Raw genomic sequence first — 17064 nt, forward strand, 5'->3', positions numbered from 1 at the left:
TTTGTTGGTTAATACTGTGACGAATTCAACGACTGCAACAGCTTCTTCTAAAAGCGCTACTACACCTTACCGCGTTTTACCCTGGATTTTACAGTTTTTATCACCTTATAAAATTAAGGTGGTTGCCGCAATTGTGTTTTTGTTTATTGGCTCATTGGCGTGGTTGTCGTTAGGGCAAGGCGTAAAACTGATGGTCGATGAAGGGTTTATTGCAGACAACGCCAGTCGATTAAATGAAATTATATGGCTTATTATCGGAATTACTGCAATCAGTGGTACTGCGGTGTTTTGTCGTTTTTATTTGATGACTTGGCTTGGCGAGCGTGTCAGTGCAGATATTCGCTTGCAAGTTTATCAGCACTTATTGTCGTTATCGCCAGGCTTTTTTGCCACTCAACGAACGGGTGAGGTCATTTCGAGATTTACTGCCGACAGTACCCTGATCCAGAGCGTGGTGGGTTCGAGTTTGTCGATGGCATTGAGATCGGTTGTCACGGTGGCTGGTGGCATAGTGATGATGGGCTTTACCAGTGTAAAACTGACTTTGTTGGTGTTGTTAGCGGTGCCTTTAGTGCTGGGGCCTGTGAGCTTTTTTGGTAGTAAAGTTAGGGTGTTATCGCGTAAAAGCCAAGATAGGGTGGGTGATTTAGGCGCCTACATCGATGAAACCTTACATGAAATCCACACTGTTCAGGCCTACACGCATGAGGCGAAAGACCGTCAACTATTTACTGATCGTGTCGAAGCCGTTATGCATGTTGCTAAGGGGCGGATTAAGTATAGAGCCTTGCTTATTTCGACAGTGATGTTTTTAAGTATTGCTGCCATCGCTTTTGTCACTTGGGTGGGCGCTCAAGATGTAATGAGCGGCAATATTACTGGTGGAGAGTTATCTGCATTTATGTTTTATGCGGTGATGGTGGCTGGCGCAGTGGCAACCATCAGTGAGGTCTTTAGTGAGATCCAGCGTGCATCTGGCGCTGCGGAGCGTTTACTTGAGTTAGTGAATACGCCGATTGATATTCCCCAGCAAGCATTACCGCAACAATTACCGACACCCGTAATGGGTCAGTTAGATTTTAATCAAGTCGTGTTTGCGTATCCATCTGATATTAATCAAGAGGTGATAAAACAGTTATCAATGCGGATTCAACCTGGGGAGCGAGTTGCGCTCGTTGGACCTAGCGGCGCGGGTAAAAGTACCTTGTTTGAGTTAATGATGCGTTTTTATCAACCTAAATCTGGGCAGATATTATTAGATGGTATTGATATTTCAACACTGTCGCTAGCGGCGTTGCGACAGCAGTATGCACTCGTGCCTCAAGAGTCGGTGATATTTGCAATGAATGTATTCGAAAACGTGCGTTATGGGCGTTTAGATGCCACTGACGATGAAGTGATTCAAGCCTGTATTGCAGCGAAAGCAGATGAGTTTATTACTGAGTTTAACGAGGGCTATTTAACCTATTTGGGCGAGCGTGGTGTACGTTTGTCTGGCGGCCAAAAACAACGTATTGCCATTGCCAGAGCTATATTAGCTAACAGACCTTTACTATTACTTGATGAGGCAACCAGTGCCTTAGATGCGGTGAGTGAAGTGAAAGTGAAACAAGCTTTGGATACATTGATGGCCTCACGCACTACTGTCATTATTGCTCATCGTTTGGCGACAGTGATTAACGTGGATCGTATTTTTGTTATGGATAAGGGCCAATTAGTTGCTAGCGGTACCCATAGTGAATTAATGCACAGCAATACATTATATCGCGAGTTTGCCAATCTGCAGTTATTGATGGATTCAGAGCCAGCATAGGTGAAAAACAAAGGGTCTAAAGCTGATAAAAAAAGATGCCGAAGCATCTTTTTTATTAGTGGTAGTGTGATTATTATCCCTAGTTCAGGTTATTTGCGCAGTTCCCTGCGTAAAATTTTACCTACCGTACTTTTCGGTAATTGGTCGGTAAACTCAATTATTCGCGGTACTTTGTACGCGGTTAATTGGCTGCGACAATAGTCATCAATAATTTTTTTCGTTGCTTCGATATTATCCGGTTGCTGCTTTAAAACAATCACAGCTTTAACGGCTTCGCCTGTGCGTTCATTTTCAACGCCGACCACGGCGCATTCAAGTACCAGCTCATTGGTTGATAAGACATCTTCAACTTCATTCGGATAAACGTTAAAACCAGACACAATAATCATGTCTTTTTTACGATCAACAATGGTGTGATAACCATCTTCACTGGCAATACCAATATCGCCGGTTTTAAAGAAACCATCTCGGGTCATGACTTTGGCGGTTTCTTCGGGTTTATTCCAATAACCTTGCATTACTTGAGGTCCACGAACGGCTAACTCCCCAGCTTGCCCTGTCGCCACTTCATTGTCTTCCATATCCAGCACTCTCACTTCAGTCGCTAATACGGGCTTTCCAATAGTGCCGAGGCGTTGGTGTCCTGGAGCATTTAAGCTTACAACGGGCGAGGTTTCAGATAAGCCATAGCCTTCAGAAATCATGCAACCTGTGGTTTGTTGCCATAAATTTGCCGCGGCGCTAGTCAATGCAGTTCCGCCTGAAATAGTAATGGTCATCTTACTGAAATCTAGTGCTTTAAATTCTGGTTGATGACATAAACCCACAAATAAGGTGTTTAAACCTGCAAACCCGGTAAAAGGGTAGGTTTTCATTGTATTGATTAATCCTGCGATATCGCGTGGGTTAGGGATCAACACCGAGCAACTACCCGATTCAAAATACAGGACTAAATTCACCATAAATGCATAGATATGGTAAATAGGTAAAGGAGCTACAAATACGTCATGCCCCGGATTCATAGTGCTTGCAATACGTGATTTTACTTGGCCTGAGTTAGCTAAAAGGTTGCCATGATTGAGCATGGCACCTTTTGATAAACCCGTTGTGCCGCCTGTGTATTGTAAGGCAATTAAATCATCATGGGTTGGCTTAACAGCCTGGTAAGGATGTTTTGCCCCCTCGGTTAATACATCTAAAAATGTCACTTTTGCAAACGGTGTGTCGGGCTGAGGTTGCGGCTGGATAAGATCCATTGCATGTGTCGAAATAACCAGTTCAACAGGGGTGTTATTGACGACATTGGTGAGTGTTGGCAGCAGGTCTGATAGTACGATTAAGGCTTTTGCGCCTGAGTCGTTAAATTGATGGGTCAATTCTCGTTCGGTGTACATAGGGTTAGTATTAACTAACACCATACCTGCGCGAATTATGCCATAAGCTGCGATAACAAACTGCGTAATATTAGGCAGTTGAAGTGCTACTCTATCCCCAGGTTGTAAAGTAGTGCAATGTTGCAAGTAGGCTGCAAAATGACGTGAATCGCGTTCTATTTCGCTAAATGTGGTGTCTTTCCCCAAGCATGCGTAAGCGGTGTTTTGCGCATATTTTTGACACGACTTTTCGATCAGGTCGACGATAGAAGTATATTGATGTAAATCGAGTGTTGAATCAGCATCATAAGGCATGCATACCCCCAGTAAATTTTGAGTTGTTATTGTAATAAAATCAAACGTCCGTTTAGATTGCATTACTAACCTACACTCCTCTAGGTTAATTGGCAAAGATTGTATTGAAATTGAAAATATCTTCTGTTTACCGTTGTTTAAAATCATTACCATTCATTTTATGTGTAAACCTGCCTTTACAATGGTTTTTTTAAGCCATTTTTACGACTAAATTGGTATATTTCAAAAAAAATCACCTGTGATCTATATCACAAATAAATCATAGGTTTATATGGTTAATTACCAAATTGTTATTTAGATATCGCTGATTTTGTTTTAGAAAGTGTTAGCAATTGTGTTTTTATTGTTATAAAAATGTAAATTGATGGGGTAATTTCACACAATAAAGGGTTGGATTTAGGACTGAATCACCTAAAAACCACTCGACACACTAAAACAATAAGTCGTTGGGAAGATAATAATGATGCAATCAAAAAAGACTAAATTTGGTTTTAGCTCATTGAGCTTAGCCATATCATTCGCGCTTGCCGGTACCGTTGTTAGCAGCCAAGCTTTCGCTGCTGATGAAGAAACTGCGGTCAAGGAAAATGTTGAAAAAATCGCAGTTGTAGGTTCTCGCGCAGCACCACGCTCGATTGGTGACTCGCCTGTACCAGTAGACATCATCAGTAGCGACGACCTTAAAAAGAACGGCTCCACCGACATGATCGACATGTTGGTGACTTCTGTACCTTCTTTTAACTCTCGCGCTCAACCAATTAGTGATGCGGCGACGCTTGTTCGTCCTGTTAACCTACGTGGTTTGCCATCAGACAGTACGCTGATTTTGGTTAACGGTAAACGTCGTCACCGAGCATCGGTTATTGCGTTCCAGGGGGGCGGCATTAACGATGGCGCTCAAGGCCCTGACATTTCAGTTATTCCTGGCGTGGCATTAAAGCAAGTTGAAGTCTTACGAGACGGTGCGGCTGCGCAGTATGGCTCGGATGCGATTGCAGGGGTAATGAACTTTGTATTAAAAGATGCCTCAGAAGGCGGTTCGATTACCGTGAGTCAAGGCGAGTATTACGAAGGTGACGGCGCAGCAACAACGATTGACGGTAATATTGGTTTACCGCTAACAGATGATGGTTTTATTAACATCAGCGCGCAATATAAAACTGCCGATGCAACCAGTCGCAGTGTGCAGCGTCCAGATGCTGCTGCAATTGCCAATGGTGACGATTTAACGGAGGGTAACGAGTTTATTCAAGACCCTGCGCAAACTTGGGGTAACCCAGAAATTAAAGATGATTTTACCGTATTCGTAAACTCAGGTTTTGATATTAATGATAATACGCATTTATACGCTTTTGGTAACGTATCTTCGCGTAAAGCAACAGGTGGTTTTTATTATCGTAATCCACACAATCGTGGCAATGTTTATTCGGTTGATGGTGGCGAAACATTATTAGTCGGTGATGTTGGGTTAGCTGAAAACGGTGTGGCGTCGTGCTCTTGGGTGGGTAATGTACCTGCTAACGTCGGTAACGTGCTTGATACTCCTGAATACCAAGCCATGGTAGCCGATCCAAATTGTTTCTCAATGAACCAAATTCGTCCAGGTGGGTATACACCTCAATTTACCGGTAAAATTGAAGACATGTCTTTCTTTGCGGGTATTAAAGGTGAGTTAGGCCACTGGATGTATGATGCCAGTGCCGGTACTGGTAGCAACAAAGCCAGTTTTGGTTTAAAAAACTCACTTAACCCATCTATGGGGTTAGATACACCAACTGACTTTGACACCGGTTCGTACGAACAAGTTGAAACGACGGTTAACGTCGATTTTAGTCGTTACATTACTATCGGTAGTTTAGAAGACATTAGCTTTGCGACTGGTTTTGAATGGCGTGAAGAGTCATTCGAGATTGGCCAAGGTGAAGAAGCGTCTTGGATTGCAGGCCCTTATGCTAGCCAAGAATTCAATATTGGTTCACACGGGTTTAAAGGTTTTGGTCCTGAATCTGCTGGCAAAAATGACCGTAGTAATATTGGCGTTTATGCCGATGTAGAAGCGCACTTAACTGATGATTTATTGGTTGGCTTAGCATTACGCTACGAAGACTTTTCAACCTTTGGTGACACGTTAAATTACAAGTTAACGGCACAGTACATTGCAACTGATGAATTATCATTCCGTGCTTCGCACAGTACCGGTTTCCGTGCACCGACAGTCGGCCAAGAAAACGTGGTGAATACCCAAACATCCATTATTGAAGGTGATTTGATTCAAACCTTTATTGCCCCACCCACGAATCCACTGTCAGCATTTTATGGCGGTAAAACGTTAGAGCCTGAAGAGTCGGTGAGTTATGCTGCAGGTTTTGTGTATGAATATGAAAACCTTTTCTTAACCGTTGATTACTACAACATTGAAGTCACAGGTCGTATTGCTCAGTCTAGCCAAATAGCTGTAGAAGAAAGTGACTATGATGCACTAAGAGCTGCTGGTGTTGAGTTCCCTGAGTTAATTTCTGCGGTAACTTATTACACCAACGACTTTGATACCACTACTCAAGGTATTGATATTGTGGGTTCTTACAGCATGGATCTGTTTTCTGGTGATGCTAAGTTCAGCTTAGCGTACGGCTGGACAGACACTAAAGTTGATAAGTTTGACGAAGCGACAACGGATTTAGGGAAAGTGCGTCGTTTAGAAGATGGTATCCCTGCACATCGTGCAACCTTAACCTGGGCACAAAGCTGGGATGACTTAAGTATGTCTGTGCGTGGTAATTACTTTGGTGAATACTATGCAACTCATGCGGATGATACATCTGATTGGGGTTCTGAAACCGCTGATGCTGCTGTGACAATTGACCTTGAAGTGAGTTATGCGGTTATGGATAACCTTACGCTATCTGTAGGTGCTAACAACATCTTCGATCAAGAAGCGCAAAAGCTTAAAGATGGTACTCTAGGTGTGTTAGGTGCGGTGTACTACGAAAGTGGTCCTTTTGATTACAACGGTGGCTACTACTACGGCCGTGTAAACTATCGCTTCTAAACTTTAAGATATGTTAACCGTGCTTGCGGTTACTTTTAATAAAAAAGACTGCCTTGGCAGTCTTTTTTATTTTGTGTTCAATTGTGGGGGCTGGGCTAGCGACAAAGCATAGTGTATGTCGTCAATCATCAATACTTTAGGGAGTTCAATACCGTCTGGGTAAACGGAGCTATATACTTTATTAAAGGGGGTTCCGGCTACGGATTGTTGCCCCATGTATTGCTCGATTACTGTATCGGGTTGGGTCCAGTCACCTTGCATAAGGATAATGTTAGCTTGATCTAATTGATTGACCACTTGTTCTCGGTGTAACACATTCGCTTTATTCGTTTGGCATGGCACGCACCAGTCGGCGGTAATATCCACGAATACGATTTTCCCTTGCGACACATATTGGGCAATTGTGTCTGGTTGCAGTGGTTGCCAACGTAGCGCTTGATAAGCCAGATAATCTTCGCCTTTATTGATAAATGCAAGCACGCCAGCAAAACAAATACCCATTATAATTAACATTACAATGACTAAGGTTGGGATTGATTTCCCTTTGATTTTAGCCAAGGTGAGTCCCGCGACTGCTGCAAAAATAATCCCTAACAATATCATCATCATTGTTGTCATGGTTTTCTCTGTTATTGCTTTATCAAATACAAAAGTGGCGTTACATTAGCAGCACACGCTTAATTGGTTGTTAAAAATAAAATAGAGGTGTTATGACGTTTAGTGCTTGGTTAGGATTATTAGCCATTTGTTGTTTGGGAGCGATGTCGCCAGGGCCGAGCTTAGCAATGGTAGTAAGGCATACTTTGAGTGGTGGTCGTTTACATGGCGTGGTGTGTGCCTGGGCGCACTCGATTGGTATCGGTGTATATGCGTTAGTGACATTGCTTGGATTAGCAGCAGTACTTAAAGCCTCGCCAATGATTTTTAATGCCATTGCTGTAGTGGGCGCGCTGTATTTGGCCTGGATAGGGATTCAGTCATTGCGTTCTAAAGGGGGAATGCAGCAAAAATTAGCCGCGGGTAAGCCGAGCCGTTTGTGGGAGGCTGCACGTGATGGCATTGCGATTTCATTATTCAACCCTAAAATTTTATTGTTTTTTTTAGCATTATTTAGCCAGTTTGTACTTGCGGCACAAACCACTGTGGGTCAGGGGTTAATTGTTTTTACTCCGTTAGTGGTTGACGGCCTTTGGTACACCATCATCGCATTTGTATTATCACATGCATCAGTGTTACCTAGGCTGCGTGAAAAGTCGCAATTAATTGACCGTTTGTCTGGCGTGGTGCTGATTTTACTGGCGATGAGAGTAATTTATTCTTTGCTTTAACGCGTGTTAGAAACAAAAAAACCATCATAAGATGGTTTTTAGCTTTGCTATAAACAGCGAGTGTTACTCTCCGTTAAATACCTGTACGCCGTCATCTGCAGGCTTTTGTGCTGGTACAGGAGGGTGGGCAATATGGTCATCAAGGTTTTCATTGAGCATGGCTTTAAATTCGTTAGAAAACCATTCTAAAGCATTGTCTTTTTCTGCTGCTAAGTCAGTTGACTTAATCGCGGCTTCAAACGCATTAAAGCGTGCTGATGCAAATCTCATCGCGGTACCGACTTTGCCAATATCATTTTCTTGTTGGCTTAATTGATTGGCAAGAGCAATAAATTGGTCAGCTATTTGATACATGGTGAGTTCAGTTTTTTCTTCAGACATCATATCCACTTTTGGTGAGTTAGTTTCTATCGAGTGTAACGATTTCTATTTAAAATATCAGGTAAAAAAATTAACGAATGAGATCTTAATCGACAGAACACTTGCACATGTCATCTCAAATAAACAGCAATGCTTTATTTGCATACTCGTGTTTGCCGACCTGTCATGGCATCATATTTATCCGTTTATATTATGTGTTAGAGAGAATGCGATGCTAAACAGTTGGCAGGCCTTGCTAGAACAACAAGCTAATCAACCTTATTATCAACAGCTGCAACAGTTTATTGCTTCACAACGTTCTGAAGGTAAAGTGATCTACCCCCCCAGTGACGAAGTGTTTACTGCATTTGATTTAACCCCGTTAAACGAGGTGAGAGTGGTGATACTAGGACAAGATCCTTATCATGGCCCTAATCAAGCGCATGGACTGTCTTTTTCGGTTAAAAAGGGGATAAAGCCTCCGCCGTCATTAGCCAATATGTATAAAGAGCTTTGCAATGATATTGACGGTTTTACGTTGCCAGAACATGGCGAGTTAACAAAATGGGCAAAGCAGGGTGTATTGCTGTTAAACACGGTATTAACGGTAGAGCAAGGGGCGGCGCATTCTCATGCAAAAATGGGGTGGGAAACCTTTACCGATGAAGTATTAAAGCTATTAAATGCCCAAACTAGGCCAATTATTTTTGTATTTTGGGGAAATCATGCAATTAAAAAAGGTCGATTAATTACGGCACCGCAGCATGAGGTATTAACAGGGCCCCACCCGTCGCCATTATCGGCATATCGCGGTTTTTTTGGGTGTCAGCATTTTTCTAAAATTAACAAAATGTTACTTAGCAGAAATGAAAAGGTCATCGATTGGCAAGTGTAGTCACTTAGGCGCATTTAACTCCAGTTAAATGCGCCATGGCGATTAATTATTACGGTTTACTGATAAGTGAGCTAAAGAAATCAACGCTTGCTTATAATCACTGTCAGCAAACACGGCTAGTGCATCAATGGCTTTTTGTGCTTCTGATTGTGCTTTTTTTTCGGTGTAAGTTAACGCGCCAGATTCATCTAATGCTGTTAAAATCTCATCGATAGCTTTAGTGCCATCGCTTTGTTCAATGGCTTCTCGGATGAGCTTTTTAGCGGCATCTGAACCATGTTCCATAGCATAGATTAACGGTAGTGTCGGTTTTCCTTCAGCCAAATCATCACCAATATTTTTGCCTAATTCATCGGCGTTGGCGGTGTAATCGAGTAAGTCGTCTGTGAGCTGAAATGCGGTGCCCAAAAACTTGCCATAATCGCCAAGGGCTTGTTCTTGCTCTGGAGTCACATTGGCGAGCACACCTGCAAGTTGAGTGGCGGCTTCGAATAACTTGGCTGTTTTACAGTAAATCACCCGCATATAGTTTTCTTCGCTGGTATTAGGGTCATTACAGTTCATTAACTGCAGAACTTCACCTTCAGCAAGAATATTGGTGGTATGCGCAAGCACTTTGAGCACTTTCATGCTGTCGAGCTCGGTCATCATTTGAAATGAGCGGGTATACAGGAAGTCTCCTACCAACACACTGGCACTATTACCAAATAATGCATTGGCGGTTTCGCGGCCACGGCGTAAGGTAGATTCATCAACAACATCGTCATGTAACAAAGATGCTGTGTGAATAAATTCGATAATAGCCGCAAGTTTAAGGTGTTGATCGCCTTGATAATCGACGACCTTCGCCGCCAATACTGATAATAACGGACGTAAACGCTTACCGCCGCCATTGATGATGTAAAAACCGAGTTGGTTAATTAAGGCTACATCAGATTCAAGTTGTTTATATATCAGCTGATTGACTGCTTGCATATCAGTGTCAGCCAGTTGACGAATGGCGTTTAAATCCATAATAGTCTCTGGTTGTTGGGGAACAGAGTTTGCACCCTTAATAAGTCATATCGAATTTGAGCGCACATCTTACAGGATATGGCCACTATTTTTCAAAGTATCTATTCTACTAAGCTTGTGTTACATCACGCATATTGCGAATTTGGTTACTTTATTTAAGTTAGCAATGCTGCAAAATGAGGTTAAAACATGCATTAAGACGTTTGTTTTTACGCAAGCTTCTTACGCAACATATATTAGCTAATTTTTAGGTAAGGCACATTAGCTATTAATGAATAGTGTGCGGTTATGTCGTCTTTTTTATTTGAATGCGAATTAGGGCTTGCCTGATGCTAAATCTTCGCGTAGAATCCGCGCCCATTGTCATTAAAAGTTTTTTAGCACCTAGTCTCGTCAATAATATGAGTTAGCGTGTTAGTCATTTGGAGTAAAATAGCTATGTACGCTGTTTTTCAAAGTGGCGGAAAGCAACACCGTGTTGCTGAAGGTCATACAGTTCGTTTAGAAAAATTAGAAGTTGCTACTGGTGAAACCGTAGAATTCGATCAAGTTTTATTGATTGCTGATGGTGAAACAGTACATGTTGGTGCTCCTTTAGTTGCTGGCGGTAAAGTCGTAGCTGAAGTAGTAAGCCACGGTCGCGGCGAAAAGGTAACTATCGTTAAGTTCCGTCGTCGTAAGCACCACGACAAGAAGATGGGCCACCGTCAGTGGTTCACTGAAGTTAAAATCACTGCGATTAACGCATAATTTAGGAGTCTAACTCATGGCACATAAAAAAGCTGGCGGTTCTACTCGTAACGGCCGCGATTCAGAAAGTAAACGTCTTGGTGTTAAGCGCTTTGGCGGTGAATCAGTTCTAGCTGGTAACATTATCGTTCGTCAACGTGGTACTAAATTCCACGCTGGTATTAATGTAGGTGTTGGTCGTGACCACACACTATTTGCATTAACAGACGGTAAAGTGAAGTTTGAAGTTAAAGGTCCTAATAACCGTAAGTTTATTAGCATCGAAGCTTAATTCTTTACAAAGCTAGATCTCGAAAGCCCTGCCTATGGTGGGGCTTTTGTGTTTTTTATATCATTAAATTTCCGTGGGAAGTTTGATGATTTTAGTTTATATGCAGTAGGCGATATCGTGATGAATGCTATCTTCAGCGCTTTTCTGCAAATCCCAGTGATTTGGGGTTATAATTACAGAATAAGTGGCGTCAGGAGTCAGTATGAAGTTTGTTGATGAAGCGAATATTCGCGTAGAAGCAGGTGACGGCGGAAGCGGTTGCGTGAGTTTTAGACGCGAAAAATATGTTCCAGATGGTGGTCCAGATGGTGGTGATGGTGGCGATGGCGGCAGTGTTTATCTGCAAGCTAACGAAAACTTAAACACCCTAATCGATTACCGTTTTACTCGTTTCCATATGGCTGAACGAGGATCAAATGGCCGTGGACGTGACTGTACAGGTCATGGCGGTGCTGATTTGGTTCTTCAAGTACCCGTAGGTACTCGTGCTATCGATCAAGAAACTGAAGAATCATTAGGCGATTTAACTACGCATGGACAAAAACTGCTTGTGGCTAAAGGCGGTTTCCACGGCTTAGGCAATACACGCTTTAAAAGCAGCACTAACCGTGCCCCGCGTCAAAAGACACTTGGCACGCCAGGTGAAGTTCGCGCGCTTAAGCTTGAGCTGTTGTTGCTAGCAGACGTTGGTTTACTCGGTATGCCAAATGCGGGTAAATCGACCTTTATTCGTGCGGTTTCACGTGCGACACCAAAAGTGGCTGACTATCCGTTTACTACGCTAGTGCCTAACTTGGGGGTTGTTAATCCTCGTCCCGGTCAAAGTTTTGTTATTGCTGATATCCCTGGGCTGATTGAAGGTGCCGCTGAAGGTGCTGGTTTAGGTATTCGCTTCTTAAAGCATCTTGAGCGTTGTCGTATGTTGTTGCACATTATTGATATCGAGCCTATTGATGGCAGCGATCCTGTGCACTCTGCACGCGCAATTGTGGGCGAGCTTGAAAAATATTCACCTAAGTTGGCCTCTAAGCCACGTTGGTTAGTGTTTAACAAGACCGATTTATTACTTGAAGAAGAACTTCAAGAGAAAATCGACCACATTGTGAAAGAGTTAGATTGGCAAGGTGATGTTTACACTATGTCAGCATACAACCGCACAGGAACTGAAGAGTTAAGTATTAAGATGCTTGATTACATCAGTAGTATTCCGGTGGTTGAAGAGTTATTGCCAGAAGACAAAGATGTTGAGTTTAAGTGGGATAATTATCACCAAGGTGCAGATGATTCAGTTAATGAAGATTATGATGATGACTTTGATGATGATTTCGACGATGATGATTACGATGTAGAAGTCATCTACCAACGTTAATTTGCTCATTTGAGGATATCGTGTACGCAGATAGCCAAAATGATATAACCCGTCTTGTAGTTCGCTGTGCGCAATTACTGTTGGCCTATGGTGCTGAGTCTGATCTCGTTGAAGAGATCAGTCAGCGTCTTGGTAAGGCTCTCGGGCTTGCCAGTATTGAATTATCAATCTCTTCCAATGCTCTGGTACTCACGAGTCTTGTTCATGGGCGTTGTATTACGACGACGAGACGCATTCGTGCTCATGGCATTAATATGATGGTCATATGTGAGTTACAGCGTATTTGTTTACTGACCGAAAAGGGCATTTATGGTGCCAATGAAGTCAGACGACGCCTAGCCCATATCAAACCTAAATCTTACCCAGCAATTGCTGTTATACCCATGATTGGCTTGTCTTGTGCCAGCTTTTGTCACTTATTTGATGGTGACTTAATTGCCTGTATCATTACTTTTTTTGCCTCTGCAATTGGTATGATGGTGCGTTTATTTTTAGCATCACGTCACTTTAATTTATTAGTTAATTTTTCGCTTACCGCGTTTGTTATCACCGCCGTAGCTCAAGTGGGGTATTTGTGGCCTATCACTCAAACGCCGCAAGCCGCGATGGCGGCGAGTGTGCTCATGCTAGTGCCTGGCTTCCCGTTGATTAATGCCATTTCTGATATGGTTAAAGGCCATATGAATGTGGGCATATCACGTTGGGGGCATGCAACCCTTCTGACTCTAGCATCGGTGATTGGCATTACCATTGCGATGCAAATGGGTGGTATTTTTTAAATGTTATCTTTTTTAAATTTACTGCTCCATGATGCGTTTTTCTCGGCGATTCCCGCAGTGGGTTTTGCCATGGTATTTAACGTACCTAAACGTTATTTAGTTTATTGCGCAATTGCTGGTGCCATTGGTCATAGCTCGAGAACCATACTACTGCAATTTTCTATGCCAATTGAGTGGGCTACGTTTGTTGCTGCTGCCATCGTTGGACTTATCACTATTCGTTTTGCTAAGCGTCATTTAGCGCCACCATTGATGTATGCCGTTGCGGCTATTATTCCTATGGTGCCTGGAACTTACGCATTTAATACCGTGATTGCGCTGATTCAATTAACGGCTCAAAGCCAGGTGAGCCCAGAGCTTACTGCACAGGTGATTGTAAACGGCCTTAAAACGGTGTTTATACTTGGTGCTCTGGCTGTGGGGTTAGCATTACCAAGCCTGCTGTATTACCGTACCAGACCAATTATTTAGGTTGATCTACTGAGCTGAATGTTCCGTAAGCCAGTCTGTTCGTCTACTCCTCGAGATAATAAGGATTTAACTCAATGCGTATCGCAATGATTGCCGCTATGGCTAACAATAGAGTCATAGGTAAGGACAATAAAATGCCATGGCATTTACCGGAAGACTTACGCCATTTTAAGGCTATGACAGTTTCTAAGCCGGTGATCATGGGACGCAAAACTTATGAGTCCATTGGTCGACCTTTACCCGGGCGTCACAATATTGTGATTAGTCGTAATTCTCAGCTGACCATTGATGGTGTGACCTGTGTTACTGACTTTGATGCTGCACTCAAAGCCGCAGGCGATTGTGCTGAGGTTGTCGTTATTGGTGGCGGTCAACTTTACGAACAATTGCTGCCTCAAGCTGACGTATTGTACTTAACTATGATTGATTTAGATGTCGATGGCGATACGGTATTTCCTGCCTGGGATGACGGCTCGTGGAAATTAGAGAATTCAGAAACTTTAACAAACGACAAAGGTTTGCAATATAGCTTTAACACACTCGTGAAAAAATGTTAAATTGGTCACGTAAACCCTGAGAATAATGTATCTCTGCGGAGTGTAATGCTCTTCATGTACAAGCTATATAACAATAAATAGATAAAGGAGAGTCAGATGCGCCTATTGCCTGTGGCTATTGCGGCCCTGATTGCAGCATCTTCTGTGTCAGCCCCTGCTGTTGCCAATACAGAACAATTAGTAGCAAACATTTGTGACTATGTACAATCAGACGACAAAAACCGCTTACGTAAAAAGTTAAAAGAAAGTCGCGTTAAACTACGTAATGTTTATTCAAGCATTTCTTGTGATGGCAGCAGTTTATTGCGTACTGCCTACAATTCAAGTGCTAATGATGTCGGTGAGTTTATCGCAAAACGTATGCCATCGTCTGACTTAGCAGCCCCAGAGGCCGACGGCACAACCATTTTAGACTGGGCAGCGGCCAATGGTCATGATGGCGGTCCTATCACTGCAGCGATTAAAGACCGCGTTGGTGGCTAATCTTAATCAGACGATAAAGTGTTAACCGATATTGACCGGGTTAACTAAAAATACCGATAACATGTTATCGGTATTTTTTTATGTTTTTACGAGGAACAAAAAAGGCCTTAATGGGCCTTTTTGAGATGGGTTAAAGTGTTGGTGCTAGTTACACTTTAAACTCTCGTACAGAAGCTTGTAGCTCTTCTGCAAGCACTGCAACTTGATGGCTTGATTGTGCTGTTTGATCTGCACCTGTTGCGGTTTCTTCTGAAATCGACGCAATGTGTTCTAGTTTTTCAGAAACCTGCTGACTGACAATGTTTTGCTCTTGTGCAGCGTGGGCAATATGATTGCCTGAATCGTAAGCTCTATGCACTGATTGACTGATCGTTTCTAGGGCGACGTTAGCTTGTTCATTTTTTTCAACACAACTGTTTGCTTGGTTGCGACCGAGCTCCATGACGGCAACGGCTTCTTGAGTACCGACTTGTAATACTTCAATCATTTGCTGGATTTCGCTGGTTGAATGCTGAGTGCGTGATGCGAGGTTACGTACTTCGTCGGCGACGACGGCAAAGCCTCGTCCTTGTTCGCCAGCTCTTGCAGCTTCAATAGCTGCGTTAAGTGCTAACAGGTTGGTTTGGTCTGCAATACCACGAATAACATCTAATATAGAGCCAATTGAGGCGCTGTCTGAATGCACTTTGTTAATGACGATACCGGCTTTTGCGACTTCGTCAGCGAGGGCAAGAATCGTATTTTTACTCTCTTCGGCTAGTGATCGCATGTGCTGTGCTTCTTGGTCAGCCTGCTTGATTTCATTGAGGGCTTGATCCGCGCTCATTGAAACCTGCTGTGCGCTAGAACTCAATTCTGTTGTTGCTGTTGCTACTTGGTCAACTTGGCTTTTTTGCTCTTGGATACCAATCGTTGTTTGCGAGGTAATTGCAGATGTTTGTTCTGCTGCTGCGGCGAGTTGATTTGCCCTGTCAACAATACCCACAATAAGGCTGCGTAAGCTGTCGACCAAACGGTTACAGTTTTTGGCCAGCTCGGCAAATTCATCATGGCCAGTGTCATCTAACTTATGAGTTAAATCGCCAGAGGCTAGTACTGTTAAAGCTTGGTTCACTTTTTCTAAGGATTTGGTGAGCGGGGTTATAACGGCAATACTGACCACAATAGCGACCACAATGGCAAAAAGAACCACTCCGAGGGTTTTATAAAATGCCGAGTCAATAATACTTAGCGCTTCGTTACTGATATCACCTGCAAATGAGTCAATTGATTTGGCTAATACGGTCATTGTGGTATTAACGTCTTTTGCAGCGCTTTGGGTTTGAGCAAGTTGTTTGGTTGCGGCAAAGCTGTGGGTTAATTGTTGCTGCTTAAGGTTTAGAATGGAGTCATTACCTTTAAGCAAGGCAAACACTTTGGTGCTTTCTGTTGTTAAGTCTTCAAGGAGTGAGTCTTTGATCACACCGCTACCTTGACGATTAATGTAGTCAAGTTTGCCTGAGGCCTCACTAACCATATAATCCAACTCTTTGATGATTAGGTCATATTTATTTTGCTCAGTAGTAGCAACTAAATCATAAATGGTGGTAATGATATTAATAAAGGTGCCATCAACAAGGCTAGCAGAGGCGGCAAGACTGCGCTCTGTTGTATCTTCGCTAGTTTCAAGATCGATAATGTCGAGTAAGATTGATGAAGAATCATCAGCGGCATTTTCAAGGTCGCTGCGCATATCATTGAGCGTTTCTTGTAAACTTAATGCATCTTTGCGCTCATTAAGCATATTGTTTGCGCTTGCTTCATAAGCGTTATAACTTTGGGTTAATGCATTTAAGGGGGCTGTAAGTTGTGTTTGTTTACTGACTAAGTCGCTTAAGTTAGCTAAATCATTTTCGAAGCTATTATTGAGGTTAGATAGTTTTTTCTCAATAGTGGGGATATTTGATGAATGCGTACTGTAATAAGCCACTAACGCTTCAATTTGTTGGGTATTGAGGTTTTCATTTAATACACTGGTCGATTCAAGCGCAGGTAAGCTAATCGTTTTAAGGATCGTGGTACCGTCTTTAATGCTGTTGTTGCTCAGTAGGGTAACAACGCCTAAGAACACGATGAGTAGTGTGACGACAGAAAAGCCACCTATCACTCTAGTCGCTACGTTAATTTTCATACAATACTCCGATTATTATTATTTGATCCTGATTTTTTATATGTAGTGATAGAGATTGAATTTATTT

The 17064-nt window shown here is 42.6% G+C and carries 16 protein-coding genes; 11 read left to right on the plus strand and 5 right to left on the minus strand.

The window, feature by feature from the left end:
• Positions 1–16: 16 nt before the first annotated feature.
• On the plus strand, positions 17–1813 hold the full coding sequence (locus tag IEY42_RS15900; RefSeq protein WP_229780105.1) for an ABC transporter transmembrane domain-containing protein: 1797 nt from the start codon (positions 17–19) through the stop codon (positions 1811–1813).
• An 89-nt stretch (positions 1814–1902) separates the two neighbouring features.
• Here IEY42_RS15900 and IEY42_RS15905 read toward each other — a convergent pair whose 3' ends face one another.
• Entirely contained in the window at positions 1903–3501 is a 1599-nt protein-coding gene (locus IEY42_RS15905; protein WP_188926156.1) for an AMP-binding protein, read from the minus strand.
• Between the two features lie 460 nt (positions 3502–3961).
• Between IEY42_RS15905 and IEY42_RS15910 the strand changes: the two genes are divergently transcribed.
• Positions 3962–6550 (plus strand): TonB-dependent receptor plug domain-containing protein, encoded by a 2589-nt coding sequence (locus IEY42_RS15910; RefSeq protein WP_188926157.1) that lies wholly within the window; start codon positions 3962–3964, stop codon positions 6548–6550.
• Between the two features lie 66 nt (positions 6551–6616).
• Here the strand turns inward: IEY42_RS15910 and IEY42_RS15915 are convergent, their stop codons facing one another.
• Entirely contained in the window at positions 6617–7168 is a 552-nt protein-coding gene (locus IEY42_RS15915) for a thioredoxin family protein (protein WP_188926158.1), read from the minus strand.
• Positions 7169–7260: 92 nt separating this feature from the next.
• Here IEY42_RS15915 and IEY42_RS15920 point away from each other — a divergent pair, with 92 nt between their 5' ends.
• A complete protein-coding gene (locus IEY42_RS15920; protein WP_188926159.1) occupies positions 7261–7878 on the plus strand; it encodes a LysE family translocator in 618 nt (205 codons plus the stop codon).
• A 63-nt stretch (positions 7879–7941) separates the two neighbouring features.
• Here the strand turns inward: IEY42_RS15920 and IEY42_RS15925 are convergent, their stop codons facing one another.
• Positions 7942–8259 (minus strand): DUF3144 domain-containing protein, encoded by a 318-nt coding sequence (locus tag IEY42_RS15925; RefSeq protein ID WP_188926160.1) that lies wholly within the window; start codon positions 8257–8259, stop codon positions 7942–7944.
• 211 nt (positions 8260–8470) lie between these two features.
• On the opposite strand from IEY42_RS15925, the gene ung reads away from it, so the two are divergent.
• Positions 8471–9133, plus strand: coding sequence for a uracil-DNA glycosylase (ung, locus tag IEY42_RS15930; protein ID WP_188926161.1), 663 nt, complete (start codon positions 8471–8473; stop codon positions 9131–9133).
• Positions 9134–9175: 42 nt separating this feature from the next.
• On the opposite strand, the gene ispB is transcribed toward ung, so the two are convergent.
• The gene (gene ispB, locus IEY42_RS15935) at positions 9176–10147 is read right to left on the minus strand and encodes an octaprenyl diphosphate synthase (protein ID WP_188926162.1); all 972 of its coding nucleotides are present in this window, start codon (positions 10145–10147) and stop codon (positions 9176–9178) included.
• A 438-nt stretch (positions 10148–10585) separates the two neighbouring features.
• On the opposite strand from ispB, the gene rplU reads away from it, so the two are divergent.
• The 7 genes from rplU (at position 10586) to IEY42_RS15970 (ending at position 14827) form a co-directional block, all read left to right on the plus strand.
• Complete coding sequence (rplU, locus tag IEY42_RS15940) at positions 10586–10897, plus strand: 50S ribosomal protein L21 (protein WP_188919577.1); 312 nt, start codon at positions 10586–10588, stop codon at positions 10895–10897.
• 16 nt (positions 10898–10913) lie between these two features.
• Positions 10914–11168 carry a 50S ribosomal protein L27 gene (rpmA, locus tag IEY42_RS15945; RefSeq protein ID WP_160054094.1) on the plus strand — a complete coding sequence of 85 codons (255 nt, stop codon included), beginning with the start codon at positions 10914–10916 and terminating at the stop codon, positions 11166–11168.
• A 202-nt stretch (positions 11169–11370) separates the two neighbouring features.
• Positions 11371–12537: an Obg family GTPase CgtA gene (gene cgtA / locus IEY42_RS15950; protein WP_188926163.1), complete on the plus strand. Its 1167-nt coding sequence runs from the start codon at positions 11371–11373 to the stop codon at positions 12535–12537.
• A 20-nt stretch (positions 12538–12557) separates the two neighbouring features.
• A complete protein-coding gene (locus tag IEY42_RS15955; RefSeq protein WP_188926164.1) occupies positions 12558–13316 on the plus strand; it encodes a threonine/serine exporter family protein in 759 nt (252 codons plus the stop codon).
• Entirely contained in the window at positions 13317–13787 is a 471-nt protein-coding gene (locus tag IEY42_RS15960; protein ID WP_188926165.1) for a threonine/serine exporter family protein, read from the plus strand. It abuts the gene before it with no gap.
• Positions 13788–13861: 74 nt separating this feature from the next.
• On the plus strand, positions 13862–14344 hold the full coding sequence (gene folA, locus IEY42_RS15965) for a type 3 dihydrofolate reductase (protein WP_188926166.1): 483 nt from the start codon (positions 13862–13864) through the stop codon (positions 14342–14344).
• Positions 14345–14440: 96 nt separating this feature from the next.
• Positions 14441–14827: a DUF3718 domain-containing protein gene (locus IEY42_RS15970; protein ID WP_188919572.1), complete on the plus strand. Its 387-nt coding sequence runs from the start codon at positions 14441–14443 to the stop codon at positions 14825–14827.
• Between the two features lie 148 nt (positions 14828–14975).
• On the opposite strand, the gene IEY42_RS15975 is transcribed toward IEY42_RS15970, so the two are convergent.
• On the minus strand, positions 14976–16997 hold the full coding sequence (locus tag IEY42_RS15975) for a HAMP domain-containing methyl-accepting chemotaxis protein (RefSeq protein WP_188926167.1): 2022 nt from the start codon (positions 16995–16997) through the stop codon (positions 14976–14978).
• Positions 16998–17064: the final 67 nt, after the last annotated feature.

This window comes from Shewanella algicola (genome assembly GCF_014648035.1).
Classification (GTDB): domain Bacteria; phylum Pseudomonadota; class Gammaproteobacteria; order Enterobacterales; family Shewanellaceae; genus Shewanella; species Shewanella algicola.